Here is a 26,877-nt window from a genome sequence, read left to right on the forward strand (position 1 = left end):
TGTCGCGAGTATGGCCAGCACCGACGACGCCGCCGTCCTGCACGAGCTGCTGCGCGACGCGTTCACCCGGTTGATCGAGCACGTCGATGAGATCACCGACGGGTTGAGCGACGAGGAATCCGGCTACCGGCCGACGCCGAACGCCAACAGCATCGCGTGGCTGCTGTGGCACAGCGCTCGGATCCAGGATCTCCAGCTGGCCGACGTCGCCGGCGCCGAGCAGGTGTGGTTCCGCGACGGCTGGGTGGACCGGTTCGGCCTGGACCTGCCGCGCGACGACACCGGTTACGGACACGGGCCCGACGACGTGGCCAAGGTGCAGGCGCCCGCGGACCTGCTGTCCGGCTACTACCACGCGGTGCACGAGCTCAGCCTCGAATACGTCGCCGGGGTCAGCGCCGAAGAACTGGCCCGCGTCGTGGACACCAACTGGGATCCGCCGGTGACGGCCAGCGCGCGGTTGGTGAGCATCATCGACGACTGTGCCCAGCACCTCGGGCAGGCCGCGTACGTGCGGGGCATTCAGTAGATTCGCGGGCGTGCGTTTCGCGGCGACCCTGTTGTTGTGGCTCATCACCACGCTCGCGTTGGCGGTGACGATCCCCGCGGCGTGGACGCAGCTGCACGTCGTTGACGCCGACGGGTATGCCGCGCTGGCGCAGCAGGCGGCAACGGATCCCGCCGTCCAGTCGGCCATGGCGTCCGAACTGAGCAGCCGGGCAATGACTCTCATCGCCGAGCGTGGCGGGGGCCGCTCTGAAGTCGAGGGTTCCGAGGTGCAGGAGGCCGCGCGCGCCTTCACCGCCGGCCCGGCGTTTCCGCCGCTGTTCGCCCAGGCGAATCGCGCGGCGCACGGCTGGTTGTTCGGCGACCCAGGGTCCGGCAAGGACGGCAACCAGTGGGCGGTCGACGTGGCGCCGATGCTCAACGACGGCTCGATCCAGCCGCTGCTCGCCCGCCACAACGTGGCAGTGCCCGCGAAACTCAGTGTCCCGCTGACCGTTTCGGTGCCGCATTCGATGCAGCAGGGGCGGCTGAGCCGGTTGTCCACCTGGGGCCCGTGGATCACCTTGGGTGGGGCCGCGCTGTGCGGCTTTTGCGCGCTGCTCACGGTGGCGGCCGCACGCCGCCGCGGCAAGGCGTTGAGCAGCCTGGGCATCTCGGCGCTGCTCGTCGGTGCGGGCGGATGGGCGGGCATCGAGGTCGCCGGCCGCTATGTCCACGATGCGCTGAATCGCACCACCGGCAACGTCCGGCAAGTCGCCGAGGCGATGATCGAACACGCCGAAGCCGGTCTGCACCAATGGCTTGACGCGACGTTGATCGGTGGCGCCGCCCTGGTCGTATCGGGCGTGGTGGTCGCGATGCTGGGCAGTCTGAGGAAGACGTCTTAGTGCTCACCGGTCATCGATGCGCCGGCCCGGGCGGCCTGGGAACGAAAAATGCGGTCCGCTGCTGATATTCGGCGAAGCCAGGACGGCCGGCCATCAACTTCTCCGCCAACCGCGCGCCGGTCACCCACACCAGAAAGTAGGTCATCAGCAGGGGAGAGCCGACAGTGACAAGCGCCCACCAGCCATTGATGGTGATCAGCCACAGCCCCCACCACACCGCGGCGTCGCCGAAGTAATTGGGGTGGCGGGTCCACGCCCACAGGCCGCGGTCCATCACCGCGGCCCGGTTGGCCGGATCGGATTTGAAAATCATGAGCTGATAGTCGCCCACGGCTTCGAAGACGAAACCCACCAGCCACGTCGCCACACCCAGCGCCGCGATGGGCATCAGCGCCCTCGGGGCGGGGCCTGTCGCCGCGGAAAGCTGCAACGGGAATGCGACAAACCACGTGATGAAGCCTTGTAGCACAAAGACTTTGCGAACCACCTGACCGAGCGTGGCATCCCGCAACAAGTTCGCGTAGCGGGGATCCTCGCCCTTGCCTATTGTTTTGCGCTGGATGTGCCAGCTCAGCCGCAGGCCCCAGATCGTCACCAATGCCAGCAGCAGCCATCGCCGGGCAGGGTCGCCACGTCCGAGCGTCGCGCAGACGGCGGCGATGGTTATGAAACCTATGCCCCATGCCACGTCGACGACGTTGTATCGGCCGATCCGCCAACCGATTACGAACGCGATCGAATGCACCACAGCCAGAGCTAACAGCGAGGCGCCGGAGACTTCGATCAGGTTGGCCAGGTTCACTGTCTGTCCTCGCGCTCGAATGTCCACTGATATACGTCGAGATAGCCCGATCGGAATCCGGCTTCCGAGTGTGCCAGATACAGCTCCCACATTCGGGCGAACACCTCGTCGAAGCCCAACTGCGCCAGGTCATCTCGCCGCTGTGAGAACCGCTCCCGCCAGAGCCGCAGTGTTTCGGCGTAATGCGGACGCAGCGATGTCATGTCGACGGTCCGCAAATCCGTGTGCCGCGCGGTGATACCGGAGATGGCCCGCGTGGAGGGAAGCAACCCGCCGGGGAAGATGTACTTCTGGATCCAGGTGTGGGTGTTGCGGCTGGCCAGCATCCGGTTGTGCGGCATGGTGATCGCCTGGATCGCTACCCGGCCGCCGGGGCGCACCAGGCGTTGCAGTGTTGCGAAATACCGCTGCCACGAGTGGTAGCCGACCGCCTCGATCATCTCGACCGATATCACGGCCTCGTAGCACCCTGTGACGTCGCGGTAATCGCACAGATCGATTTGCACCCGGTCGGTCAGTCCCGCGGCGGCAGCGCGCCTGCGCGCCAGGTGGTGCTGTTCGGCAGACAAGGTCACTGAGTGGACGTATGCTCCGCGTGCGGCCGCGCGTAGGCTCAATTCGCCCCAACCGGTGCCGATCTCGAGAACCCGGCTGCCGCGGCGGACGTGGGCCATGTCGAGTAACCGATCGATCTTGCGACGCTGCGCCTCGGCGAGGTCGTCCGATGTGGCCGGCAATTGTGTGTACAGCGCGCACGAGTAGGTCATCGTTTCGTCGAGGAACTGCGCGAAGAGGTCATTGGACAGGTCATAGTGCGCGGCTATGTCGCGTCGCGCTTGATCGCGGCCGACGCCTTTCCAGCGCGGTCGAAACGCCGGCCCGAGAGGTCGCAACCATTGCAGTGGGCGAGGCACCAGGTCGGCCATCGATGTGGCGAAGGCCGTCAACATCGCCACCAGGTCATCCGACGACCATTCGCCGGCCATGTAGGACTCGCCGAACCCGATCAGCCCGTAGCGGCCGGTGCGGCGGGTCAGCGCATCGAGCCGATGGACCACCATTGTCGGCGCGGTGGGGTCGGCCGCGCCGGCCACCGTGCCGTCGGGGTAGACCAGTCGCAGTGGAAGCCGATCCGCGGCGCGCCGCAGCAGTCCCGCGGCGATCAGGGCCGACGCCGCGGCGACCGGCCCGGAGGGCACAGTGGCGACGGCCGGCCAGCGCCTCGAATCGATTGCCACTGAGGGTTTTCGGATCGGCCGGGTGCGGATGGCCGGTACCGTCATCGCGGTACCACCGGAATTCGCCGTAACCAAAGTTTGATCCCTTGTATTCGGATGCGCGCCGCCACTACCCACGGCGCCAGTGGTGACATGAGGTTGCTGATCAGAATCCGGCTCGTGGACGCCGCTTGTCGCCGTCCGCGCAGGTTGGCGATGAAAGCCTGCTCGCCGCCACGATGCAGGGCCACTGTGATGTCGACGTCGGCGCCGGGTCGCGGGGCGCGCACCAGGTAGTAGCCGTCCACGGCGTTGAATGGTGATACGTAGAAGGACTTTTCCGCCGCCACCGGTTGATCAGCCGGAGGCAACAGGTATGCGTGGCGCTCACCGTAGGTGTTGTGCACCTCGGCGATCACATGACGGAGCCGCCCGTCGCGGTCGTGGCACCAGAAGACGCTCAGCGGATTGAACACGTATCCCAGAACGCGGGCCTGCAATAGGGCGGTGATGGGACCGTCGGGGACGGCTAAGCCGTGGTCGACAAAGACGGCGTTGAGTCGTTCACGCAGCGAGCCGTGCCGCGGGTGGGCGAAGTGGTCCTCGGGGCGGAATCGCGCCAGCGGCCGAAGCCAGCGGGGCAAGGAGGGCAGCTGGTCGACGTCGACATACCAGCTGTAGCTTCGGTATTCAAAGGAGTGGTGCACCGGAACGCGGCGGCTGTGGGTGATCGTGGTGCGGTAGATGGCTGGGGTCAAGACGTGGCTCAGCACCGGGCCACCTGCGGGCGGAGGGGCGCGGCCGGCCAGTCGGCACCGAGCCGGCGGGCCGCGCGCAGTCCCGAAGCCGCGCCGTCTTCGTGGAAGCCCCAGCCGTGGTAGGCGCCCGCGAATACCACGCGGTCGTCGTCAAGGGTCGGGAGCAAGCGTTGCGCTGCAACGGATTCCGCTGTGTACAACGGGTGATCGTAGGTCATTTCGGCCAGCACCGACTCGGGATCGATCAGGTCTTCGCCACCGAGGGTGACCACATATCGCCGCGCGCCGTGCAGGCGCATCAGCCTGCTGACGTCATAGCTGACCACCACGTGATCCGTCTTGGGTGTCACCAAATAGTTCCATGACGCTCGGGCCCGGCGGCGGCGGGGAAGTACCGAGGTGTCGGTGTGCAGGTGGGCGCGGTTGGTCGTATACGGAAGCTCGGACAGCACGGCGCGCTCCCACGGCGTCGGTTGGTCGAGCAACATCAGAGCCTGGTCGGGATGGACGGCCACGACGGCGGCGTCGAAAAGCCGCGGCGACTCGCCGCTGGACTGCACCATCACCCCGTCGGGCACCCGCCGCAGCGAATGCACCGGCGTCCGGACCGACACTTCGTCCAGGCGAGCGGCGACCGCCTTGACGTAAGACGCCGAGCCGCCAGTGACGGTGCGCCACTTCGGGGACCCGAAAACCGACAACATCCCGTGGTGAGCGAGGAAGACGAACAGATAACGGGCGGGATAACGCATCGCATCGCCGCCGGCGCAGGACCACACCGCTGCCACCAGGGGGGCGAGGAAATACTCGACAAAGTACGAGGAGAAGCGGTGCCGGTTCACAAAGCTTTCCAGCGTCTCGAGATGGTTGTCCGCGCCGTCATCGAGCACTCGCGAGGCGACGCGGTGAAAGCGGATGATCTCGGCGAGCATCAGCAGATACCGCGGTCGGGACGACTGCTGGCACGCAAACAGTCCCCGTAGTCCCAGTGCGCCCGCATATTCGAGGCCGATGTCGTCGGCCCTGACCGACATCGACATCTCCGCGTGCTGGGTGGCGATACCGAGATCGCTGAACAATCGGCACAGGGTCGGATAGGTGCGGTCGTTGTGCACTAGGAATGCGGAGTCGATGCCCATGATCGGGCCGCAGCCGTCGTCGATGAAATGGGTATGCGCGTGGCCGCCGAGGCGCGCGTCGGCCTCGTACAGGCAGACGCGGTCACGGCCGGACAGCACGTAGGCAGCGGTGAGCCCGGCCACGCCGCTGCCAATGACCGCCACTGAGCGGGCGCGTGAGTGATCCACGGGGGTTATTCGTTGCCGCCGATGCGACGGATGGGCGGCTAGCCGAAGGTGAACGAGAAGACCTGCAAGCCCTTGCTGACTCGCATGTCCAGCTGGTCGCGGTGCGCGGAGTCGTCGGCAACGATCCGGTGCAACGTGGGCGCTCCGCCGATCGGGGTCGTGGTGGTCTTGCCATCCCGCGTCACCGTGACGGTGCCGCTGCCGCCGACGACGACGTAGACATCTTTCGCGGTGTAGTTCAGGCGGATGATGGAGTCGTCGCCGTCCGCCGTTGCCCCCTGGTTGTCCAGGCTCCAGCGGCCGCCCAGGGCGAACTTGTCGTCGGCCAGGCGTGGCGGGAGGCTCAGCGTGGTGGCACCGGCTTTGTAATCCCCAGTGCCGCCGTAATTTTCAGAACGACCGACACCCAGGTACGTCTCGGGGGTGAGCCGGGTCTGCGGCGTCATGTCGGGCGAGTTCGTCGGCGCGGGCAGCGCGACGCCGGGATGCGCATCGAGCAGAAGCTTGCGGATCAGCTTTTCGGTGTCGTCGTAATCGCCCTCGCCGAACTTGCTGTGCCGCACTTGCCCATTCGCGTCGATCAGGTACTCGGCCGGCCAATACAGATTCTGAAAGTTGTTCCACGTCGCGTAGTCGTTGTCCAGCGCAATGGGATAGGTGATGTGCAGACCTGCGGCGCCGCTGGCCACATTGGCCGCGACCCGCTCGAAGGCGTACTCCGGGGTGTGCACCCCGATGACGAGGAAGCCGTTGTCGCGATACCGGTCGTACCATTCGATTACGTGCGGGATGGCGCGCTGACAGTTGATGCACGAATAGGCCCAGAAGTCGATCAGGATCACCTTGCCGCGCACCGTCGCGGGGTCCAGCGGCTTGCCGTCGGGCGTGTTGAGCCATCCGGTGATGCCGGTCAGGGCGGGAGCCGGTCCGCACTGTTGCAGGCCGGCGGAGACGCCTGCGCAGTCGCTCAGCGCGCCGTTCGCTGGGGCGCCGGGCGGGCTGAGCGGCAGCGCGCCGCCGCCGTTCGGCTGTTGCACGGCGGCCGGTGCCAGGCTGCGCTGGATGTTGTTGGCCCCCAGCTTGTTCTGCATCGCCGTCGTGTAGTCGGGGACGGAGCGCTGCAGCATCGCGGGCAGGTTGAACACCAGCGCCACGGCCAGCACGATCATCGCGATTCCGCCGGCGACCTGGATCACCCGCTGGCGACGGCGGAATGCGGCCACGCGTTCGGCGACGCGCCGTCCGGCCAGCGCGAAGGCCAGCAGCGGCAACGCGTTGCCGGCGGCGAACGTCGCGGTCAACACGAGCGCGCCGAGCCCGATCGAGGACGTCCCCCCGGCCACCACGATCGCGGCCAGCACCGGGCCCGCACACGGCACATAGAGCGCGCCCAGCGTCAGACCCAGACCGAAACCGTTTGTCCCCGAGCCGATTTGGCGCTGCGGGAGGTAGGCGAACGGTCGCTCGATCAGGTGCTGCACCGGCGGGAAGATCAGGCCCAGGCCGATCAGGACCAACACCACCAGTGCGGCCCACCGGATCCCGTCCTGTGGCAGGTGCAGCGCCGTCAGCAGCGCCGAGCCGATCAACGTGGCGAGGCTGAAGCTGCACACCAGGCCCGCGATCACCAGGTATGGCCGCGCCGCCGAACGCGCGGTGGGTGTGCCGTCGCGGGTGCTGTCCATGCCGGACAGCAGAATCACCGGAAGCACCGGCAGGATGCACGGCGAGATGCCGGTGATCAGCCCGCCGAGAAACCCGATCAGGGCAATGGTTTGCACGCGCTACTCCGAGGGGCTCTTGGGTGCCGGACGATGGGTATGGTTACACCCTTACCTGTTTTTCGTGACCCCGGTGAGCCAGCACAAATCACGCGACGTGCGTTATGCAAATCACACAACGTGCGTTACGCTCAGCCGGTGGCGCAACTAACATTCCAGCGCGCCCGCACCGAGGAGAAGAAGCGCCAACGTGCGGAGGCTCTCGTGGAAGCGGCACGCTCGCTGGCGATGGAAACGGGCGTCGCGTCGGTCACCCTGACCGCGGTCGCCAGTCGCGCCGGGATCCACTACTCGGCGGTGCGCCGTTACTTCACCTCGCACAAGGAAGTCCTGCTGCATCTGTCCGCCGAGGGCTGGGTGCGGTGGTCGACCACGGTATCGGAGAAGCTGGCCGAGCCCGGCGCGAAGTCGCCCTTGCGCATCGCCGAGACGCTGGCCGAAGCCCTGGCCCAAGACCCGTTGTTCTGCGACCTGCTGGCCAATCTGCACCTGCACCTGGAACACGAGGTGGACGCGGAGCGGGTTATCGAGGTCAGGCGGATCAGCACCGCGGCCACACTGTCACTGGCCGATTCGATCGGCAGCGCACTGCCCGAACTCGGGCGATCGGGCTCGCTCGACATCCTGCTGGCCGCGTACTCGCTGGCCGCGACGCTCTGGCAGGTCGCGAACCCGCCGGAACACCTGACCGACGTCTACGCCGAGGAGCCCGAAGTCGTTCCGCCCGAGTGGAATCTGGACTTCGCGTCCGCCCTGACCCGCCTGCTGACGGCCACGTGCGTCGGGCTCATCTCGGGATCGCAATGAACGCAGAGAGGAGGCCGGGGGGCGTGGCTTGGCGAACTGCAACCGGTGAACGTGAAGGACTTGAAACGCCCATGACGACGACTGAGCCGAGGACCGAGCCGCTGAAAACGCAGGGCTCGGCCGGCGGGGAGGGCGACACGGCCGCTCCGCAGCGCGCCAGGAAAAAGGGGTTTCTGGGGCGTTTCTGGCTGGTGCTCACCATCGCAGCCGTCGTCGCGGTGTCGGGATTCGTCGTATACCGACTGCACGGCGTCTTCGGCGTTCACAAAGGTTCGTTCGGCGGCGGCACCTCGGGTGAGGTTCTCGATGAGTTCAACGCCAAGACGATCACGCTCGAGGTCTGGGGTTCACCGGGCAGCACGGCGACCATCAACTACCTCGACGAAAACTCCCATCCGCAGCAGGCCCTCAACGTGCCCTTGCCCTGGAGCAAAACATTGAGTTCAACGAAGCCCGGCATCCCGGCAAACCTGGTGGCGCAAGGCGACGGCAGTTGGATCGCCTGCCAATTCGTGGTCAACAAGCACGATGGAAGCGGTGACGTCATCAAGACTCCGAATCGCTCAGATCCCAACCAGACCGTGAACGCCTTCGTCTATTGCCTGGACAAGTCCGCATGAGCCAGCCAAGCGAGGCCGCGCCGCGGGTCGACCAGCCGCTGATCCCGCCGTTCCTGCCGCGCATGATCCACCGGCTGGCGCTGCCGATCGTCCTGGTGTGGTTGGGCATCGTCTTCGTCACCAACACCGTGGCGCCTCAGCTGGAGGTGGTCTCCAAAACCCATTCGGTGTCGATGAGTCCGACGGACGCGGCATCCTTCCAGTCGATGATGCGCGTCGGATCGACGTTCAAAGAGTTCAACTCCGACAGCTCGGCGATGGTCCTGCTGGAGGGTGACAAGCCGCTCGGGCCCGAAGCGCACCGCTACTACGACGAGATCGTCCGGCGGCTCGAGCAAGACAAGAAGCACGTTCAGCACATCCAGGATTTCTGGAGCGATCCGCTGACCGCCGCGGGATCCCAGAGCCACGACCAAAAGGCCGCGTACGTCCAGGTCTACCTCGCCGGCAACATGGGCGGCGGGTTGTCCTCCGAGTCCAGCGACGCCGTCCGCAAGATCGTCAACTCGGTGCCGGCGCCGCCGGGGATCAAGGCCTACGTCACCGGCGCCGGTCCGCTGTTCGCCGACCAGTCCCACGCGGGCGAAAAGGGCGTCATGGTCGTCACGCTCGTCACCTTCGTCGTGATCATCGTGATGCTGCTGATCGTCTACCGGTCGGTGGCCACCGTTCTGATCATGCTGGCCATGGTGTTCATCGAGCTGGCAGCGGCCCGCGGTGTCGTCGCGACGCTCGGAAACTACGGCATCATGGGGCTTTCCACGTTCGCCAACAACATGCTCGTGCTGATGGCGATCGCCGCCGGCACGGACTACGCGATCTTCGTGGTCGGCCGCTACCACGAGGCCCGCGGTCTGGGTGAGACGCGTGAAGAAGCGTTCTACACGATGTTCCACAGCACCGCCCATGTCGTGCTGGGGTCGGGGCTGACCATCGCCGGCGCGATGTACTGCCTGAGCTTTTGCCGGTTGCCCTATTTCTCGTCACTCGGCATACCCTGCGCAGTCGGCATGCTGGTCGCGGTCCTCGCGGCCTTGACCCTGGCGCCGGCGGTCCTGACCGTGGCGTCGTTCTTCAAGCTGATGGACCCGAAGCGCAAGCTGCAGACCCGGGGCTGGCGTCGCATCGGCACCGCGGTCGTCCGCTGGCCCGCACCGGTTCTCGCGGTGACCATCGGAGTCGCATTGGTTGGTCTGCTCGCCCTGCCCGGTTACAAGACGGACTACGACAACCGCCACTTCCTGCCGGCGGACACCCCGGCCAACGTCGGCTATGCCGCCGCGGACCGGCACTTCGACCAGGCCCGGCTCAATCCTGAGCTGTTGATGATCGAGACCGATCACGACCTGCGTAATCCGGCCGACTTCATCGTCCTGGACAAGGTCGCCAAGGCGGTCTTCCATATCCCCGGTATCGGCCGGGTGCAGACCATCACCCGACCGCTGGGCACGCCGCTCGACCACAGCACCCTCGGTTTTCAGATGGGCGCGCAGGCAGCGGGGCGAATCCAGACGCAGCACTATCAGGACGAGCAGGCGGCAAACCTGCTCAAGCAGGCCGACGAGCTGCGCAAGACGATGGCAACGCTGCATGAGCAGATGCAGGTGACCCAGGATCTGAGCAACACGACGCACGAAACCACCAGGCTCACCAAGGAAACCGTGCAGATCACCGAGGCGTTGCGCGACGACATCGCCAACTTCGACGATTTCTTCCGGCCGATCCGCAGCTACTTCTACTGGGAGAAGCACTGTTACGACATCCCGAGCTGCTGGGCGCTTCGGTCGATCTTCAACGCGCTCGACGGCATCGACCAGGTGGCCCAGAACATCGTGAACCTCAGCGCGAACCTCGACAAGTTGGATCAGATCCAGCCCAAGCTGGTGGCGCTGATACCGCCGCAGATCGAGAGCCAGCAACGCAACCTCGACACCATCATGTCGAACTATGCGATCACGCAAGGTCTTAACGAACAGGCCAGAGCCCAGTCCGACAACGCCACCGCCCAGGGCGACGCCTTCGACAAAGCGAAGAATGACGACACGTTCTACCTTCCGCCGGAGGCGTTCAAGAGCCCGGATTTCGCGCGAGGCCTCAAGCAGTTCATCTCGCCGGACGGGCACGCGGTCCGGCTGATCATCTCCCACGAAGGCGACCCGGCGACCCCCGAAGGCATCAACCACATCGAACCGATCAAGCAGGCGGTCCACGAGGCGATCAAGGGCACGCCCTGGGAGGGCGCGAAGGTCTACCTCGGCGGCACCGCCGCGACGTACAAGGACATGCACGACGGCTCCAACATCGACCTGATGATCGCCGGAATCGCCGCAGCCACTTTGATTTTCGTCATCATGCTGGTGATCACCCGAAGCGTCGTGGCGGCCTTCGTGATCGTTGGCACGGTGTTGCTGTCGCTGGGCGCCTCATTCGGACTCTCCGTGCTCGTATGGCAGTACATCCTGGGCCTGAAGTTGCACTGGATGGTGCTGGCGATGGCGATCATCCTGCTGTTGGCGGTCGGCTCGGACTACAACTTGCTGCTGATATCGCGGTTCAAGGAGGAAATCCACGCGGGGCTGAAAACGGGGACGATCCGCGCGATGGCGGGTTCGGGCTCGGTGGTGACCTCCGCCGGTCTGGTGTTCGCCGCCACCATGGCCACGTTCATGTTCAGCCCGCTGCTGGTGATGGCGCAGGTGGGTACGACGATCGCGCTGGGGCTATTGTTCGACACCTTGATCGTGCGTTCGTTCATGACACCGTCGCTGGCCACCTTGCTCGGGCGCTGGTTCTGGTGGCCGCAGCACGTGCGTCCACGGCCGGCGAGCACGATGTTGCGACCGTACGGACCGCGTCGCGCCGTGCGCGAGCTGATCCTCGACGACGTCGACGAGCACCCGCGGGGCGGATTGGTGCAGCCGCGCTGAACTTGCGCGGCCCGACCCCCGATGGGGTGACGACTACCTGAAGCGGCTTACGCCCAGTTCCACACCGACATGTCGCCGGGCGCGTATGTATTGCAGATGTCGGTGGCCTTGGCCACGACGCCCTTGTTGTTCCAGAAGATCTTCATGTGGTTGGGCCAGGCCAGCCACAGCGGATCGGCCTGTGGCGCATAGAAGTTCTCGGAGTAGTTCCGGCGGTCCGCCGGCGACAACGCGTAGAACCAGTGCGCCTTGTCGATGGTCGCCTGCTGGACGTTCGGGTGGTTGTTGAAGTCGATCATGTAGCGCTGGTAGTACACCGGGCTGGTGTCCCGGGAGGCCGCCAGGATCTGCTCGGCGTCGCACGTGGTGTTGATCATTCGCCGGGGGATCGGGAAGTCCTCCGTGGAGTCGGCTACCGCGGTCGACGGAAAGATCGCAGCGGTAATACCGAGAGCAAGGAACGCAGCGCCTGCACGCAGGCCAGTACTCAGCCGAGACATAGCTATTACGGTAACACCTCTTGGCCCGGCCGGAATAGTTTCCAGCTCACTCTCAGGATTTCGCTAGTGCGTCTCAGTATCAGTCGCCATCAGGGACGATGACGTGACTGGGATCGGGCCGTAGCTCCGGCGGGGCCTGACTGTAATCACCGAACGGGCCGTCGCGGCGCTCGATCGCGGCCCGCACGCCCTCGGACTGAGCGGTGCCGATGAAGGCCAACGCGTCGGGGGTGTTGCGCATCAGGCCGTCGAGAATGCCGCCCAACGTCTGGGTGGACGCCAACCCCATGTTCTCGTAGGCCTGGTTGACGATCAGCTTCTGCGCCTGCAGCTGCGACAAGGGGATCTGCGCCAGCTCGGCCGCGACTTCGGCGACGCGGGCCTCCAGCCGCTCGAACGGGACCGCCTCGTTGATCAGCTCGATCTCGGCGGCCTGCGTCCCGGTCAGCGGCCGGCCGGTCAGCGAGTGCCACTTCGCCTTGGCCAGGCTCAGCCGGTACAGCCACATCCCGGTCAGATAGGCGCCCCACATCCTGCTGTAGGGCGTGCCGATCACGGCGTCCTCGCTGGCGATCACCAGGTCCGCGCAGAGCGCGTAGTCGCTGGCCCCGCCGACGCACCAGCCGTGCACCTGGGCGATCACCGGCTTGGACGCGCGCCAGATGGCCATGAACTTATTCGTCGGCCCGGTCTCGCGGGCGCTGACCATCGCGAAGTCCTTGCCGGGATCCCATTTCCCGTCGGTCATCATGGCCTCGCCCCAGTGCTGGAACCCGCCGCCGAAGTCGTAGCCGCCGGAGAAGGCCCGGCCCGCGCCGCGAAGCACGATGACCTTGATCGCCGGGTCGCGCTCGGCCAGGCCGATGGCGGCCTCGATCTCGTCGGGCATCGGCGGCACGATGGTGTTGAGCTGCTCCGGGCGGTTCAGCGTGATGGTGGCGACCGCGCCGGCCGTCCGATAGAGCAGGGTCTGGAAGTCGCTGGTCGGCATTGCGTCCTTAGGGGTCGGGCTCGCGGTTCTCCGGCGAGGACGCATAGATTCGCCCGCCGATCTTCAAATACGGCGTGGTCAGGTAGGCGGAGAAGGCAACGATGCAGGAGAAAACGGCCGCCACCAGAATGGCATTCGGCCACAGCTGGCCGGTCCCGGCCGCAAAGCAGACGATGCCGATGATCGCGGTCGCCCAGTAGAACCGCCGGCCGGCGCGCCGGTCCTTGATGAAGCGGTAGCGGGCCTGGGCCGCCGAGGCCAGGATGCCGATCAATCCCGTCGCCAGCAGGGTGAGCTCGATGCGTTCAATCGCGGCCACGGTGACGATCCTAAGGGCGGGGCCCTCAGACGCCGGGCTCGACGACCTGCAGCACCCCCGCGGTGACGCCCGCGACGACGAGGCGCCCGGTCCGCGAGTCGACTCCCACGCTGTACGGGTTCTGCACCGTCGGGATCCGCCGGATTTCGCGGGGCGCAGGCTGGCTCATGTCGTAGCCGACGACCTCGTTGGTGCCCGAGGAGGCGACCCAGAGCAGGTCACGCGCCGCGTCGTAGGCGATGCCGTAGGGGCCGCCGGGCTGCGTGACGGCGGCGACTTCGCGGGGCGCCGGCAGCGGATCGAACACCCGGATGGTGTCGCCGCGGGTGTCGGTGGCGATCATCCGGCCGCGTCGATCGGCGACCAAGTGGGTGGGCCCCGCGCCGGCCGGGGCCGACCCGACGACGGCCAGCCGCTGCGCGTCGTAGACCGTCAGCGTGTTTCTCCGCGCGTCCAGCATTCCGACGGCCGTTCCCGCGGCGGCGAGACCGGCGGGTTGCACGCTGTCGGTGAAGACCTTCACGACCTTGCCGCCGCGCACGGCGGCCACCGTGCCGCCCAGTTCGTTGCCGACGAAGATGGTGCCGTCGGACGCCGCCGCGGCGTCATGCGGCGACGTGCCGGTGACGATCGACGGCGACACGGCGCCACTCGGTAACTGCACTTCCACCAACGCATTTGCGCTCTCGACCGGAACCAGGACCGGCCCGCCCGGGGCGGCCAACTCGACATGACGTGCCGTACCCGGCAGCGGAATCTGAGCGGATACGCCCAACGAGTCGGCGTCGAGCAGGACGAGTTGATCGGGATCGTGCGTGGCGAGCGCCACGGTACGGGTCGCGGCGTCGACGGCGACGCCTTCCGGATGACCGGCAACCGGCACCACCCGGCCCGGTGGTGTCCCGGTCGGCGGCGCGTTGCGCGGCTCAGCCGCAGGCGGCAGAGTCGCGGCCGGCGGCCGGGACCCCTCGGTGGGCACGCCCGCGGGCAGCAGACCGGTAGAGGTTGCGGCCCCGTGGGATTGGGCGTTCTGCTGACCGCAGGCGACCACGACGGTCGTCGCCAGCAGCGCCACGATCCCGCGCAGGTTCATCCGCGCGTCAGCATCTGCCACAGGAACGAATAGGTCAGCGCCGACTTGAACGCGACCTGCTCGTTGTCGGCGGCACCGGCGTGACCCCCCTCGATGTTCTCGTAGTAGAACACCGGATGGCCGGCGGCCTCGAGCGCCGCCGTCATCTTGCGGGCGTGGCCCGGGTGCACGCGGTCATCGCGGGTGGACGTGGTCATCAGCACCGGCGGGTATTCGCGCGTGGCCGAAATGTTCTGGTAGGGCGAATATTCCGAGATGAACTGCCAGTCGTCGGGGTTGTCGGGGTCGCCGTATTCGGCGACCCATGAGGCGCCGGCCAGCAGCAGGTGGTAGCGCTTCATGTCGAGCAGGGGCACGCTGCACACCAGCGCGCCGAACCTCTCCGGGTACTTGGTCAACATGATGCCCATCAGCAGGCCGCCGTTGCTGCCGCCCTGCGCCCCGAGCTGCTCGACCGTGGTGATGCCGCGCTCCACCAAATCGGTTGCCACGGCGGCGAAGTCCTCGGCCACCTTGTGGCGGCCCTCGCGCATCGCCTGGGTGTGCCAGCCGGGGCCGTACTCGCCGCCGCCACGGATGTTGGCCAGGACATACGTGCCGCCGCGGGCGAGCCACAGCCGGCCCAGGACGCCGCTGTAGCCCGGCGTGTTCGACGATTCGAAGCCGCCATAGCCGTAGAGCAGGGTGGGCGCCGGTCCGTCGGAAGCCTCCGGGCCGCGCACCACGAAATAGGGGATCGAGGTGCCGTCCTGCGATGCCACGAAATGCTGTGTCACCGAGATGTTTTCGGCATCGAAGAAGCCCGGGGCGGACTTGATCTGTTCGAGTTGGCCGTCGTCGGTACCCCGCATCAGTCGCGACGGCGAGTCGAATCCGCTGGAATCAAGGAAGAACTCGTCGCCGGTGTCGTCGGCGGAGACCACGACGGTGTTGGTCGCGGCGGGGATGCCGGCCAACGGCTCGCGCCGCCAGCCCCGCGGCGTGACGATCTCGACGCGGCTCGCCACGTCGGCCAGCGAGACCATCAGCAGCCGGTCCTTGGTCCATGCGTAGTGGTTGAGCGCGGTGTGCTCGTCGGGTTCGAACACGATCTGCAATTGCGCTGTGCCGGCGAGGAATTCCTCGTACTTCGCCGCCAGCAGCGACCCGGCGGTGTAGGTGGCGTCGCCCGATGACCAGTCGCTGCGCAACTCGATCAACAGCCACTCGCGGTGCAGGCTGACGCTGGCGTCGGTGGGCGTGTCGATGCGAACGAGTTCCGAGCCGCGCAGCTCGTAGACCTCTTCGTTCCAGAAGTCCAGCGCCCGGCTGATCAGGGTGCGCTCGAAACCGGGAACCCGGCTGGTGCTTGCCGCCACGTTGACATCAGAACGCGCGCCCTCGAACACCGTTTCTGCGTCGGCGAGCGGGGTGCCGCGACGCCACCGTTTGACCACCCGCGGATAGCCGGAATCGGTGAGCGAATCGGCGCCGAAGTCGGTGCCGACCAGCACGGTGTCCGGATCGGCCCAGCTGATCTGCGACTTGGCTTCCGGAAGTTCGAAGCCGCCGTCAACGAATTCCCTTGTGATCATGTCGAATTCACGCACGATGGAGGCATCCGAGCCCCCACGGGACAGGCTGACCAATGCGCGGGTGTATTCGGGATAGATGACACCGGCGCCCGCCCACACCCATTTCTCGCCGTCGGCCCGGCCCAACTTGTCGACGTCGATCAGCACGTCCCACTCGGGGGAGTCGGTCCGGTAACTGTCGAGCGTCGTGCGCCGCCACAGTCCGCGGGGGTTGGCCGCATCGCGCCAGAAGTTGTAGAGGTAGTCACCCCGGCGGACCACGTAGGGGATGCGGGCGTCGGTGTCGAGCACCTCGAGCGCCTCGGTGCGCATTCGTTCGAAGTTCTCGTCGCGAAAGCGCGCCAGCGTCGGCTCGTTGCGCGCCCGCACCCAATCGAGCGCCTCGTCACCGGTGACGTCCTCGAGCCACAGGTACGGGTCTTGGTTGTCTTCGGGCGCGGCGTGAGCTTGCGGCGTCATGGAAACCATTGTGGCCGCGGCGGTAGTGTGAGGTGAATTACACAGCCGCACGAGGAGTGAGAGCAGATGACTGTTTTCGCACGTCCAGGTTCCGCCGGGGCATTGATGTCGTATGAATCCCGCTACGAGAACTTCATCGGCGGACAGTGGGTCGCGCCCGCGAAGGGTCGCTACTTCGAGAACCCGACTCCGGTCACCGGCCAGACGTTCTGCGAGGTGGCCCGCTCCGATGAGGCCGACATCGACAAGGCGCTCGACGCCGCGCATGCGGCGGCTCCGGCGTGGGGCAAGACGGCGCCGGCCGAGCGGGCGGCGATCCTGAACAAGATCGCCGACCGCATCGACGAGCACACCGCCGCGCTGGCGGTCGCCGAGGTGTGGGACAACGGCAAGCCGATCCGCGAGGCGCTGGCCGCCGACATCCCGTTGGCCGCCGACCACTTCCGTTACTTCGCCGCGGCGTTGCGCGCGCAGGAGGGCTCGCTGAGCCAGATCGACGACGACACCGTGGCCTACCACTTCCACGAACCGCTCGGCGTGGTCGGGCAGATCATCCCGTGGAACTTCCCCATCCTGATGGGCGCCTGGAAGTTGGCGCCCGCACTGGCGGCCGGCAACGCGGTGGTGCTCAAACCCGCGGAGCAGACACCGGTTTCGGTGCTCTACCTGATGTCGTTGATCGGCGACCTGCTGCCGCCCGGGGTGGTCAACGTCGTCAACGGCTTCGGCGCCGAGGCCGGCAAGCCGCTGGCGTCGAGCAACCGGATCGCCAAGATCGCGTTCACCGGCGAGACCACCACCGGGCGCCTGATCATGCAGTACGCCTCGCACAACCTGATCCCGGTCACCCTGGAACTCGGCGGCAAGAGCCCGAACATCTTCTTCTCCGACGTGATGGCCAGGGCCGACGACTATCAGGACAAGGCCCTCGAGGGCTTCACCATGTTCGCCCTCAACCAGGGCGAGGTGTGCACCTGCCCGTCGCGCAGCCTGGTCCAGGCCGACATCTACGACGAGTTCCTCGAGCTGGCCGCGATCCGCACCAAGGCGGTGCGCCAGGGCGATCCCCTGGACAGCGAGACCATGCTGGGTTCCCAGGCGTCCAACGACCAACTGGAAAAAGTGTTGTCCTACATCGAAATCGGCAAGGACGAGGGCGCCAAGGTGATCACCGGCGGCGAACGCGCCGAGCTCGGCGGCGACCTGTCCGGCGGCTTCTACATGCAGCCCACCATCTTCGGCGGCAACAACAAGATGCGCGTCTTCCAGGAGGAGATCTTCGGGCCGGTGGTGACGGTGACGTCGTTCGACGATTACGACGACGCCATCGCGATCGCCAACGACACCCTCTACGGACTGGGCGCGGGAGTGTGGAGCCGCGACGGCAACACCGCCTACCGCGCCGGCCGCGACATCCAGGCCGGCCGGGTGTGGGTCAACTGCTACCACGTGTATCCGCCGCATGCGGCGTTCGGCGGCTACAAGCTGTCCGGCTTCGGGCGCGAGTGCCACAAGATGGCTCTGGAGCACTATCAGCAGACCAAGAACATGCTGGTGTCCTACTCCGACAAGGCGCTCGGGTTCTTCTGATGGTCGCGCGCGCCGGCGACGATGCAGAGCGCAGCGATGAGGAGGGGGTACCTCCCGCTCGCGGGGGAGAGCGGCGCCATGATGTCGCTGGGGTGGTCATCACCGCCCCGGCCGCCGAGGTGCTGACGCGGGTGCAGGCCACCCACGGTCCGGTGATGTTCCACCAGTCCGGCGGCTGCTGCGACGGCTCGTCGCCCATGTGTTACCCGCTCGGCGACTTCCTCGTCGGTGACCGCGACGTCTTGCTCGGCGTGCTCGACGTCGGGACAGACGGCGTGCCGGTGTGGATTTCGGGTCCGCAGTACGCAGCCCACTATCGCGACAAGCACACCCAATTGGTCATCGACGTGGTGCCCGGCCGCGGCGGCGGGTTCAGCCTGGAAGCGCCCGACGGGGTGCGGTTTTTGTCCCGCGGCCGCGTCTTCACCGAACAGGAGCGGGCGTCGCTGGCCGCCGCGGCGGTGATCACCGGCGCCGATTACGAACGCGGCGAACGGCCCGCAACGCGGGGTCCGGTGGTGGCCGACGCGGCCTCGGCGACCTGCCCGGTCTCCGCAGTACAGTCGAGAAAGTGATCCCGCTTCCGCGTCCCTGGTTGTTGGCCAGCGCCATGCTGATCGGCAGTGCGGTCGGACTTTTGGCGGGTGTCGCGTGCACCGTGGCGATCCACGCCAGCGTCCGCCCGGGCATCGCCATCGCGTCGGTGGTCGGCGTCCTCAGCGTAGTCGGGCTGACCACGATCCTGTTTTCCGGACGCCGGTGGGTCACGATGCTGGGTGCTTTTCTCGTGTCGGTCGCGCCGGGCTGGTTCGGCGTCCTGGTCGCGTTGCGGGTGACCGCCGGTGGCTGACGACAAGGACGCCTCGAGCCCCGGCACGGAGGCGTTCGTGCCGGACTTCTCCGACGACGATGACGACTCCGGGCACACCGGCACCCAGTCGTGGGTGCCCGATTTCGATGACGACGACGGCGACGAGGACACCGGCGAGCCTGCTGCGGAAACCGAGCCCGAACCGGCGGAGCCCGAATCGGAGCCGGGGCCGGCCGACCCCGTCGGGCCGGTGCAACCGGTCAACGTTCCGGGCCGGTATCTCTACCTCAAATGGTGGAAGTTGGCCCTGGTGCTGCTCGGCGTGTGGGCCGCGGCGGCCGTGCTCGGGCTGGGGCTGTTCTATTGGTGGTATCACTCGGCGCACAAGACGCCCGCGCTGTTCGTGGTCCTGGTCTACGTCGTGGTCTGCATCGTCTGCGGTGTGATGCTGGCGATGACCGAGGGCAGGCCGCTGATCTCGGCGCTCTCGGTGGCGACGATGTCCGCGCCGTTCGCCTCGTTGGTGGCGTCGGCGCCCCTGTACGGCTATTACCACTGCGAGCGGGTGGGGCACTGCCTCGTCGGGCTCATTCCGTATTGACGCCTCGCCCGGGCGGCCACCAGGGGCCGTGGCCAACTAGGGTGGGCTCGTGCCTTCTCACTATGACGTCGTCGTCCTCGGGGCCGGTCCCGGCGGATATGTCGCAGCCATCCGCGCCGCACAGCTGGGCCTGTCCACCGCGGTCGTCGAACCGAAGTACTGGGGTGGGGTGTGCCTGAACGTCGGATGCATCCCGTCCAAGGCGCTGCTGCGCAACGCCGAACTCGCACACATCTTCACCAAAGAGGCCAAGACGTTCGGCATCAGCGGCGAGGCGACCTTCGACTACGGCGGCGCGTTCGACCGCAGCCGCAAAGTGGCCGAGGGCCGCGTCGCCGGCGTGCACTTCCTGATGAAGAAGAACAAGATCACCGAAATCCATGGCTACGGCCGCTTTACCGACGCCAACACGATCTCGGTCGAATTGACGGAGGAGGGCGGCGCTGGAAATTCAGTAACCGTCACCTTCGACAACGCCATCATCGCCACGGGCAGCAGCACCCGCCTGGTTCCCGGCACGTCGCTGTCGGCCAACGTGGTCACCTACGAAGAGCAGATCCTGTCCCGCGAGTTGCCGGAGTCGATCGTCATCGCCGGCGCGGGTGCCATCGGCATGGAGTTCGGCTATGTGCTGAAGAACTACGGCGTGGACGTGACCATCGTGGAGTTCCTGCCGCGCGCCCTGCCCAACGAGGATGCCGACGTCTCCAAGGAGATCGAAAAGCAGTTCAAGAAGCTGGGCGTCAAAATCCTCACCGGAACGAAAGTCGAGTCCATCTCCGACAACGGCTCGGAGGTGACCGTCGCCGTCAGCAAGGACGGCAACGCACAGGAACTCAAGGCCGCGAAGGTGTTGCAGGCCATCGGTTTTGCGCCCAACGTCGAGGGTTTCGGCCTGGAGGCGGCCGGCGTCGCGCTGACCGACCGCAGGGCCATCGGAATCACCGACTACATGCGCACCAACATCGAGCACATCTACGCCATCGGTGATGTCACCGGGAAGCTGCAGCTGGCCCACGTCGCCGAGGCCCAGGGCGTGGTGGCCGCCGAAACCATCGCCGGCGCAGAGACTTTGGCGCTCGGTGATTACCGGATGATGCCGCGCGCGACGTTCTGCCAGCCCAACGTCGCCAGCTTCGGGCTCACCGAGGAGCAGGCCCGCGACGAAGGTCACGACGTGGTGGTGGCGAAGTTCCCGTTCACCGCGAACGGCAAGGCCCACGGTGTCGGCGACCCCAGCGGTTTCGTCAAGCTGGTGGCCGACGCGAAATACGGTGAGCTGCTGGGCGGACACCTGGTCGGACACGATGTGTCAGAACTCCTTCCGGAGCTGACGCTGGCCCAGAAATGGGATCTGACCGCGACCGAGCTGGCCCGCAACGTGCACACCCACCCGACCATGTCCGAGGCGCTGCAGGAATGCTTCCACGGCCTGACCGGACACATGATCAACTTCTGAGCGGGCAATGATTCGCACCGTCACCCCTCAGGCCATCGTGGCGGCCATCGGTGGCCTGTTGACCGGCTATGTCCTTTGGCTGCTGGCCATTTCGAGCGGCGACAACGCGACGGCCGGGCAGTGGGGACCGCTGGTGTTGCTGGCCTCGGTGGTGCTGGGGATCTGCGCCGCGGTGTGGGGCCTGCGCCAGCGCCGGCGCGACAAGCAGCCATGGGCGGCGTTCGCCTTTGCGCTGCCGGTACTTCCGGTGATCTTGACGCTGGCCATCCTGGCCGACGTCTACCTATAGCGGATGGTCCAGCGGAATCTCGAGTGCCGACATGGTCGCGGCAAGCCCGTCGTATTGGCTTGCCAGTAAACAGAATTCGATCAGCTGTCGCCGATCCAGGTGAGTCGCCAGCTGCTGCCAGGTGTCGGGCGTGACGGTCCGGTCCTTGACGAACTCGTCCGTCGCCGCCAGCAGCGCCTGCTGGCGCACGGTCAGGCGCGCATCGACCGGCTCCAGCCTTTCGGGCCAGGCGAAGATGGCGGCCTGCAGGTCCGCGTCCAATCCGGCCGCCCGCGCCATCCGCCGATGGTGCTGCAGTTCGTATTCGCACGCGCGCAGATGCGCGACCCGCAGGATCACCAACTCGGTGTCGACGGTCGGAAGCTTCCCGCGCAACAGCCGACCCCCATACGCCAGCCACGTCCAAAACAGCAACCGGCGCTGACCCAGGGTGGTGAACAGGTGCATCTCCGGGGCGGCGACGGTGCGCGCGCCCAGCTTCGCGATCACCCAATTGATCGGCCCCAGTTCGCGAAACCGGCCCGGCGGAATGCGGCCGGCCGGATGGCCGCTCACGGCTGGGTCACCAGGTAGGGAGACACCGTGCTGCGGTGCTCGTCGAGATCGAGTGCGCGTCCGAGCGCCGGGAAGGCGCGCTGCGGGCAATTGTCGCGTTCGCAGACCCGGCAGCCCGCGCCGATCGGTGTGGCCACTGTTCCTGGTTCCCCCGAGACGTCGAGTCCCTCCGAGTAGACGAGCCGGTGAGCGTGCCGAAGCTCGCAGCCCAACCCGATCGCGAAGGTCTTACCCGGCTGACCATACCGGGCCGCGCGGCGCTCCACGGTGCGGGCCACCCACATGTAGTTGCGCCCGTCGGGCATCTGGGCGATCTGCACCAGGATCTTGCCCGGATTGGCGAACGTCTCGTAGACGTTCCACAGCGGGCAGGTGCCACCGCTGGAGGAGAAGTGAAAGCCGGTGGCGGACTGGCGCTTTGACATGTTCCCGGCCCGATCGACCCGGACGAAGGAGAACGGCACGCCGCGCATCGACGGGCGCTGCAGCGTCGAAAGCCGGTGCGCGATGGTCTCGTAGCTGATCGAGTAGAACGACGACAACCGCTCGACGTCGTAGCGGAAATTCTCTGCGACGTCGTGAAATTGGCGGTAGGGGAGCACGGTGGCCGCGGCGAAATAGTTGGCCAACCCCAGCCGCGCCAGTGTGTGTGACTCGTCGCTGGTGAACTTGCCCTCCTCGACCAGGGTGTCGATGAGATCGCCGAACTCGAGATAGGCCAACTCGGCGGCCATCTTGAAAACCTGCTGGCCCAACGACAAATGGTTGCTGAACTCCAGCGTTTTGGTCTTGGGGTCGAAGCGGTGCAGCACGGTGTCGCCCAGGTCGATCCGGCGGTTGATGTGCACCCCGTGCACCTCGGTGAGCCGGCGGGTCAGCTCGCGCGCCAGATCGCCGTGATGCAGCCGCATTTTGCTGGTCAGGTCCTCGGCGGCGGTGTCCAGCTCGTGCAGGTAGTTCTGGCGTTGGTAGAAGTAGTCACGCACTTCTTCGTGCGGCATGGTGATCGACCCGCTGCCACTGCCGTCGGAGTACCGCTCCTCGGTGGCGGCGGCAAGCTGCGCCGTGGTGATCCGGTAGCGCCGGTGCAGATTGACCACGGCGCGGGCCAGCCCCGGATGCGCGCTGACCATCTCGGCGACCTCGGTCGGGTCGACGTCGATGTCCAGATCGCGGTCCATGGTGACCTCGCGGAGCTCGGCCACCAGTCGGGTGTCGTCCTGCGAGGCGAAGAAGGTCGCGTCCACCCCGAACACCTTGGTGATGCGCAGCAGCACGGCCACCGTCAGCGGGCGAACGTCGTGCTCGATCTGATTGAGGTAGCTCGGCGAGATCTCCAGTGTCTGAGCCAGCGCGGCCTGGGAGAACCCGCGTTCGTTGCGCAGCTGGCGAACGCGTGAGCCGACGAACGTCTTGGACACGCCTCCGAGGCTACCGGCCGTGCGAAGATTGCATTCGCAGACTTGGCATCGGGTACGGTCTCGTCGGGGATTAGTATTCGGTGCACCTCGTTGGCATGATTCGTCCAGGTCTTTTGTCTTAGCCTGGGGCGACCACGAGGAGGAACGGGGAGCGGCGGCGTGAGCCTGGACAAACAAATGATGCCGGTGCCCGACGGTCACCCTGACGTTTTCGATCGCCAGTGGCCATTGCGGGTCGGCGATATCGACCGCACGGGCCGGTTGCGGCTGGACGCTGCCGCCCGCCACATCCAGGACATCGGCCAGGACCAGCTGCGGGAGATGGGTTTCGAGGAGACCCATCCCCTGTGGATCGTCCGGCGCACCATGGTTGACCTGGTCCGCCCGATCGAGTTCAACGACATGCTGCGCATGCGCAGATGGTGCTCGGGCACCTCGAACCGGTGGTGCGAGATGCGGGTGCGCATCGATGGCCGCAAGGGCGGGCTGATCGAGTCCGAGGCGTTCTGGATCAGCATCAATCGGGAAACCCAGATGCCCTCGCGCATCGCCGACGACTTCCTGGCGGGCCTGCACAAGACGACCTCCGTCGACCGGTTGCGGTGGAAGTCCTACCTCAAGCCGGGTAGCCGCGACGACGCGACCGAGATCCACGAGTTCCCCGTCCGGGTCACCGACATCGATTTGTTCGACCACATGAACAACTCCGTGTACTGGAGCGTCATCGAGGACTACCTGGCGTCGCACCCGGAGCTGCTGCGGGTGCCGCTGCGCGTCACCATCGAACACGAGGCGCCGGTGGCGTTGGGCGACAAATTGGAGATCATCTCGCACGTGCACCCGGCCGGATCGACCGAACAATTCGGTCCCGGGCTGGCCGATCGCGCTGTTACAACGCTCACATATGCCGTCGGCGACGAGACGAAAGCCGTCGCTTCGATCTTTGCTCGGTAACAGGACAAGCGTCCGGTTAAATTGCGGCCTGACCTGCGGTGATAGGGTTACTGACGGGTAGCTTCTGAAACGGTTAAGTTAGTTAGCAAGTTAGCAAACTTCGCAAATTCCGGCGCTCCCGTTACTTAAATTGGCAACTGAAACGGGTAGACCGGCCTGCATGAGCTGTGCCATCTTCGAGTTAGCACACCAGCGAAGTTGAGCCTCTAGCTACCGCCGGTGCGGCGTCCAGCACTCGTAGTGAAGACCGTGAAGGAGCATGCCCAATGTCTGTCGTTGGCACCCCCAAGAGCGCCGAACAGATCCAGAAAGACTGGGACACCAACCCGCGTTGGAAGGATGTCACCCGGACCTACACGGCCAAGGACGTCGTCGCCCTGCAGGGCACCGTGGTCGAGGAGGCCACCCTGGCCCGCCGCGGCGCCGAGGTGCTGTGGGAGCAGCTCCACGACCTGGAGTACATCAACGCGCTGGGCGCCCTGACCGGCAACATGGCCGTGCAGCAGGTGCGCGCCGGCCTGAAAGCCATCTACCTGTCCGGCTGGCAGGTCGCCGGCGACGCCAACCTGTCCGGCCACACCTACCCCGATCAGAGCCTGTACCCGGCCAACTCGGTGCCGCAGGTGGTGCGCCGGATCAACAACGCGCTGCTGCGTGCCGACGAGATCGCCGCGGTCGAGGGCGACACCTCGGTCGAGAACTGGCTGGCCCCCATCGTCGCCGACGGTGAGGCCGGTTTCGGTGGAGCGCTCAACGTCTACGAGCTGCAGAAGGCCATGATCGCCGCCGGTGTGGCGGGATCGCACTGGGAGGACCAGCTGGCTTCGGAGAAGAAGTGTGGTCACCTGGGCGGCAAGGTGCTGATCCCGACTCAGCAGCACATCCGGACCCTGACCTCGGCCCGCCTGGCTGCCGACGTGTGCGACGTCCCGACCGTCGTCATCGCCCGCACCGACGCCGAGGCCGCGACGCTGATCACCTCCGACGTCGACGAGCGCGACCAGCCGTTCATCACCGGTGAGCGCACCAAGGAGGGCTTCTACCGGGTTCGCAACGGGTTGGAGCCCTGCATCGCCCGGGCCAAGGCCTACGCGCCGTTCTCCGACCTGATCTGGATGGAGACCGGAACTCCGGATCTCGAGCTCGCCGCCAAGTTCGCCGAGGGCGTCAAGAGCGAGTTCCCCGACCAGATGCTGGCCTACAACTGCTCGCCGTCGTTCAACTGGAAGAAGCACCTTGACGACTCCACCATCGCGAAGTTCCAAAAGGAGCTCGCGGCAATGGGATTCAAGTTCCAGTTCATCACGCTGGCCGGCTTCCACGCCCTGAACTACTCGATGTTCGATCTGGCTTACGGCTACGCCCGCAACCAGATGAGCGCTTACGTCGAGTTGCAGGAGCGCGAGTTCGCCGCCGAGGAGCGCGGCTACACCGCCACCAAGCACCAGCGTGAGGTGGGCGCCGGTTACTTCGACCGCATCGCCACCACGGTGGACCCGACCTCGTCGACCACCGCGCTGACCGGCTCCACCGAAGAGGGCCAGTTTCACTGACATTCCGCCGTGCGTCGATCGTGAAACTGTGGCGATTTTTTGGCCGATTTTTCGCCCTGACTTCACGTTCGGCGCACCCGGGACAAGTTGACAGCGCAGGCCCCGCCCAGCGATGTTGGGCGGGGCCTGTTGCTGTCAGCCAGGCATGAAAGCAGCCAAAGGAGAAACGTGCCAATCGAACGAGTGGGAGTTGTCGGGGCCGGCCAGATGGGATCCGGCATCGCCGAGGTCTCGGTCCGTGCCGGTGTGGACGTGACCGTGTTCGAAACCACCGAGGCCCTCATCACGGCCGGCCGCAACCGCATCGTGAAGTCGCTGGAGCGCGGCGTCAGTGCCGGCAAGGTGACCGAGCGGGAACGCGACCGGGCGTTGAGCAAGCTCACCTTCACCACCGACCTGACGGACCTCGCCGACCGCCAGCTGGTCATCGAAGCGATCATCGAGGACGACGCCGTCAAGGCACAGGTCTTCGCCGAGCTCGACCGAGTCATCACCGACCCCGACGCGGTTCTGGCGTCCAACACCTCCAGCATCCCGATCATGAAGATCGCCGCGGCCACCAAGAACCCGCAACGCGTGCTGGGTCTGCACTTCTTCAACCCCGTCCCGGTGCTGCCGCTTGTCGAATTGGTCAGCACCCTGGTCACCGACGACGCCGCCGCCGCGCGCACCGAGGAATTCGCGAGCGCGGTGCTGGGCAAGCAGGTCGTGCGCTGCTCCGACCGATCCGGCTTCGTAGTGAACGCGCTGTTGGTGCCCTACCTGCTGTCGGCAGTGCGCATGCTCGAATCCGGTTTCGCCACCGTCGAGGACATCGACAAGGCCGTGGTGGCCGGGCTCTCGCACCCGATGGGCCCGCTGCGGCTGTCCGACCTGGTCGGCCTGGACACCCTCAAGCTGATCGCGGACAAGATGTACGACGAGTTCAAGGAGCCGCTCTACGCCGCGCCGCCGCTGTTGCTGCGCATGGTGGAGGCCGGCCGGCTCGGCAAGAAGACGGGCCAGGGCTTCTATACGTACTGAGGCCAGCCGGGTGTGATCGTCAAGTAGGACAAGCCAATTCAGCCCCCAACGGTGCTCCGTCGGGGGCTGAAT

General features: G+C 66.4%; 26 protein-coding genes. 14 read left to right on the forward strand and 12 right to left on the reverse strand.

Going from position 1 to position 26,877, the window contains the following annotated elements; genetic code table 11:
• The first annotated feature begins 10 nt into the window (after positions 1-10).
• Together AC5Y30_RS10090 and AC5Y30_RS10095 are read left to right on the forward strand one after the other, a co-directional pair.
• Positions 11-529, forward strand: coding sequence for a mycothiol transferase (locus tag AC5Y30_RS10090; RefSeq protein ID WP_499917980.1), 519 nt, complete (start codon positions 11-13; stop codon positions 527-529).
• 10 nt (positions 530-539) lie between these two features.
• Positions 540-1,394, forward strand: a complete 855-nt coding sequence (locus AC5Y30_RS10095) for a hypothetical protein (RefSeq protein WP_499917981.1) — start codon at positions 540-542, stop codon at positions 1,392-1,394.
• Between the two features lie 10 nt (positions 1,395-1,404).
• Here the strand turns inward: AC5Y30_RS10095 and AC5Y30_RS10100 are convergent, their stop codons facing one another.
• The 5 genes from AC5Y30_RS10100 to AC5Y30_RS10120 are packed head-to-tail and all read right to left on the reverse strand — an operon-like array spanning position 1,405 to position 7,259.
• A complete protein-coding gene (locus tag AC5Y30_RS10100; protein ID WP_499918246.1) occupies positions 1,405-2,190 on the reverse strand; it encodes a DUF1295 domain-containing protein in 786 nt (261 codons plus the stop codon).
• Between the two features lie 2 nt (positions 2,191-2,192).
• Positions 2,193-3,479 (reverse strand): class I SAM-dependent methyltransferase, encoded by a 1,287-nt coding sequence (locus AC5Y30_RS10105; protein WP_499917983.1) that lies wholly within the window; start codon positions 3,477-3,479, stop codon positions 2,193-2,195.
• On the reverse strand, positions 3,476-4,186 hold the full coding sequence (locus AC5Y30_RS10110; RefSeq protein WP_499917984.1) for a DUF1365 domain-containing protein: 711 nt from the start codon (positions 4,184-4,186) through the stop codon (positions 3,476-3,478). The genes AC5Y30_RS10105 and AC5Y30_RS10110 overlap by 4 nt, the downstream gene beginning before the upstream one ends.
• A complete protein-coding gene (locus AC5Y30_RS10115) occupies positions 4,180-5,478 on the reverse strand; it encodes an NAD(P)/FAD-dependent oxidoreductase (RefSeq protein ID WP_499917986.1) in 1,299 nt (432 codons plus the stop codon). The genes AC5Y30_RS10110 and AC5Y30_RS10115 overlap by 7 nt, the downstream gene beginning before the upstream one ends.
• A 38-nt stretch (positions 5,479-5,516) precedes the next feature.
• Positions 5,517-7,259, reverse strand: coding sequence for a cytochrome c biogenesis protein DipZ (locus tag AC5Y30_RS10120; RefSeq protein WP_499917987.1), 1,743 nt, complete (start codon positions 7,257-7,259; stop codon positions 5,517-5,519).
• Positions 7,260-7,379: 120 nt separating this feature from the next.
• Between AC5Y30_RS10120 and AC5Y30_RS10125 the strand changes: the two genes are divergently transcribed.
• The 3 genes from AC5Y30_RS10125 to AC5Y30_RS10135 all read left to right on the forward strand — a co-directional run bounded on the left by AC5Y30_RS10125 (position 7,380) and on the right by AC5Y30_RS10135 (position 11,613).
• The gene (locus tag AC5Y30_RS10125; protein WP_499917988.1) at positions 7,380-8,066 is read left to right on the forward strand and encodes a TetR/AcrR family transcriptional regulator; all 687 of its coding nucleotides are present in this window, start codon (positions 7,380-7,382) and stop codon (positions 8,064-8,066) included.
• A gap of 71 nt (positions 8,067-8,137) precedes the next feature.
• Complete coding sequence (locus AC5Y30_RS10130) at positions 8,138-8,686, forward strand: MmpS family transport accessory protein (RefSeq protein ID WP_499917989.1); 549 nt, start codon at positions 8,138-8,140, stop codon at positions 8,684-8,686.
• Positions 8,683-11,613: an MMPL/RND family transporter gene (locus AC5Y30_RS10135; RefSeq protein ID WP_499917990.1), complete on the forward strand. Its 2,931-nt coding sequence runs from the start codon at positions 8,683-8,685 to the stop codon at positions 11,611-11,613. The genes AC5Y30_RS10130 and AC5Y30_RS10135 overlap by 4 nt, the downstream gene beginning before the upstream one ends.
• Before the next feature lie 47 nt (positions 11,614-11,660).
• On the opposite strand, the gene AC5Y30_RS10140 is transcribed toward AC5Y30_RS10135, so the two are convergent.
• The 5 genes from AC5Y30_RS10140 to AC5Y30_RS10160 form a co-directional block, all read right to left on the reverse strand.
• Entirely contained in the window at positions 11,661-12,113 is a 453-nt protein-coding gene (locus tag AC5Y30_RS10140) for a DUF5078 domain-containing protein (RefSeq protein WP_499917991.1), read from the reverse strand.
• A gap of 79 nt (positions 12,114-12,192) precedes the next feature.
• On the reverse strand, positions 12,193-13,104 hold the full coding sequence (locus AC5Y30_RS10145; protein ID WP_499917992.1) for a crotonase/enoyl-CoA hydratase family protein: 912 nt from the start codon (positions 13,102-13,104) through the stop codon (positions 12,193-12,195).
• 7 nt (positions 13,105-13,111) lie between these two features.
• Positions 13,112-13,423, reverse strand: a complete 312-nt coding sequence (locus AC5Y30_RS10150; RefSeq protein WP_499917993.1) for a hypothetical protein — start codon at positions 13,421-13,423, stop codon at positions 13,112-13,114.
• 25 nt (positions 13,424-13,448) lie between these two features.
• Positions 13,449-14,537, reverse strand: a complete 1,089-nt coding sequence (locus AC5Y30_RS10155) for a YncE family protein (RefSeq protein ID WP_499917994.1) — start codon at positions 14,535-14,537, stop codon at positions 13,449-13,451.
• On the reverse strand, positions 14,513-16,549 hold the full coding sequence (locus AC5Y30_RS10160) for a prolyl oligopeptidase family serine peptidase (protein WP_499917995.1): 2,037 nt from the start codon (positions 16,547-16,549) through the stop codon (positions 14,513-14,515). The genes AC5Y30_RS10155 and AC5Y30_RS10160 overlap by 25 nt, the downstream gene beginning before the upstream one ends.
• A gap of 66 nt (positions 16,550-16,615) precedes the next feature.
• Here AC5Y30_RS10160 and exaC point away from each other — a divergent pair, with 66 nt between their 5' ends.
• From exaC to AC5Y30_RS10190, 6 genes are all read left to right on the forward strand, one after another.
• Positions 16,616-18,139 (forward strand): acetaldehyde dehydrogenase ExaC, encoded by a 1,524-nt coding sequence (exaC, locus tag AC5Y30_RS10165; RefSeq protein ID WP_499917996.1) that lies wholly within the window; start codon positions 16,616-16,618, stop codon positions 18,137-18,139.
• Between the two features lie 92 nt (positions 18,140-18,231).
• Positions 18,232-18,714, forward strand: a complete 483-nt coding sequence (locus tag AC5Y30_RS10170) for a DUF779 domain-containing protein (protein ID WP_499918247.1) — start codon at positions 18,232-18,234, stop codon at positions 18,712-18,714.
• On the forward strand, positions 18,711-18,989 hold the full coding sequence (locus tag AC5Y30_RS10175) for a putative holin (protein WP_499917997.1): 279 nt from the start codon (positions 18,711-18,713) through the stop codon (positions 18,987-18,989). The genes AC5Y30_RS10170 and AC5Y30_RS10175 overlap by 4 nt, the downstream gene beginning before the upstream one ends.
• Positions 18,982-19,551, forward strand: coding sequence for a hypothetical protein (locus AC5Y30_RS10180; RefSeq protein ID WP_499917998.1), 570 nt, complete (start codon positions 18,982-18,984; stop codon positions 19,549-19,551). The genes AC5Y30_RS10175 and AC5Y30_RS10180 overlap by 8 nt, the downstream gene beginning before the upstream one ends.
• Before the next feature lie 49 nt (positions 19,552-19,600).
• On the forward strand, positions 19,601-21,010 hold the full coding sequence (gene lpdA, locus AC5Y30_RS10185) for a dihydrolipoyl dehydrogenase (protein ID WP_499917999.1): 1,410 nt from the start codon (positions 19,601-19,603) through the stop codon (positions 21,008-21,010).
• A gap of 7 nt (positions 21,011-21,017) precedes the next feature.
• Positions 21,018-21,299 carry a hypothetical protein gene (locus tag AC5Y30_RS10190; RefSeq protein WP_499918000.1) on the forward strand — a complete coding sequence of 94 codons (282 nt, stop codon included), beginning with the start codon at positions 21,018-21,020 and terminating at the stop codon, positions 21,297-21,299.
• On the opposite strand, the gene AC5Y30_RS10195 is transcribed toward AC5Y30_RS10190, so the two are convergent.
• Together AC5Y30_RS10195 and ramB are read right to left on the reverse strand one after the other, a co-directional pair.
• Positions 21,294-21,854, reverse strand: coding sequence for a carboxymuconolactone decarboxylase family protein (locus AC5Y30_RS10195; RefSeq protein ID WP_499918002.1), 561 nt, complete (start codon positions 21,852-21,854; stop codon positions 21,294-21,296). The genes AC5Y30_RS10190 and AC5Y30_RS10195 overlap by 6 nt on opposite strands.
• Positions 21,851-23,275, reverse strand: a complete 1,425-nt coding sequence (ramB, locus tag AC5Y30_RS10200) for an acetate metabolism transcriptional regulator RamB (RefSeq protein WP_499918003.1) — start codon at positions 23,273-23,275, stop codon at positions 21,851-21,853. Before ramB ends, AC5Y30_RS10195 begins: the two co-directional genes overlap by 4 nt.
• Positions 23,276-23,434: 159 nt before the next feature.
• Between ramB and AC5Y30_RS10205 the strand changes: the two genes are divergently transcribed.
• The 3 genes from AC5Y30_RS10205 (at position 23,435) to AC5Y30_RS10215 (ending at position 26,805) form a co-directional block, all read left to right on the forward strand.
• Positions 23,435-24,229, forward strand: coding sequence for an acyl-ACP thioesterase domain-containing protein (locus AC5Y30_RS10205; protein ID WP_499918004.1), 795 nt, complete (start codon positions 23,435-23,437; stop codon positions 24,227-24,229).
• Positions 24,230-24,495: 266 nt separating this feature from the next.
• Complete coding sequence (aceA, locus tag AC5Y30_RS10210) at positions 24,496-25,782, forward strand: isocitrate lyase (protein WP_499918005.1); 1,287 nt, start codon at positions 24,496-24,498, stop codon at positions 25,780-25,782.
• A 168-nt stretch (positions 25,783-25,950) separates the two neighbouring features.
• Entirely contained in the window at positions 25,951-26,805 is an 855-nt protein-coding gene (locus AC5Y30_RS10215; protein WP_499918006.1) for a 3-hydroxybutyryl-CoA dehydrogenase, read from the forward strand.
• Positions 26,806-26,877 lie beyond the last annotated feature (72 nt).

This window comes from Mycobacterium sp. NGS27, from assembly GCF_059813005.1.

Coding starts and splice junctions, on each gene's coding strand:
- AC5Y30_RS10140 (WP_499917991.1), bottom strand. CDS start 12,113: ATGTCTCGGCTGAGTACTGGCCTGCGTGCAGGCGCTGCGTTCCTTGCT.
- AC5Y30_RS10090 (WP_499917980.1), top strand. CDS start 11: ATGGCCAGCACCGACGACGCCGCCGTCCTGCACGAGCTGCTGCGCGAC.
- AC5Y30_RS10190 (WP_499918000.1), top strand. CDS start 21,018: ATGATTCGCACCGTCACCCCTCAGGCCATCGTGGCGGCCATCGGTGGC.
- exaC (WP_499917996.1), top strand. CDS start 16,616: ATGACTGTTTTCGCACGTCCAGGTTCCGCCGGGGCATTGATGTCGTAT.
- AC5Y30_RS10135 (WP_499917990.1), top strand. CDS start 8,683: ATGAGCCAGCCAAGCGAGGCCGCGCCGCGGGTCGACCAGCCGCTGATC.
- AC5Y30_RS10145 (WP_499917992.1), bottom strand. CDS start 13,104: ATGCCGACCAGCGACTTCCAGACCCTGCTCTATCGGACGGCCGGCGCG.
- AC5Y30_RS10130 (WP_499917989.1), top strand. CDS start 8,138: ATGACGACGACTGAGCCGAGGACCGAGCCGCTGAAAACGCAGGGCTCG.
- AC5Y30_RS10160 (WP_499917995.1), bottom strand. CDS start 16,549: ATGACGCCGCAAGCTCACGCCGCGCCCGAAGACAACCAAGACCCGTAC.
- AC5Y30_RS10105 (WP_499917983.1), bottom strand. CDS start 3,479: ATGACGGTACCGGCCATCCGCACCCGGCCGATCCGAAAACCCTCAGTG.
- aceA (WP_499918005.1), top strand. CDS start 24,496: ATGTCTGTCGTTGGCACCCCCAAGAGCGCCGAACAGATCCAGAAAGAC.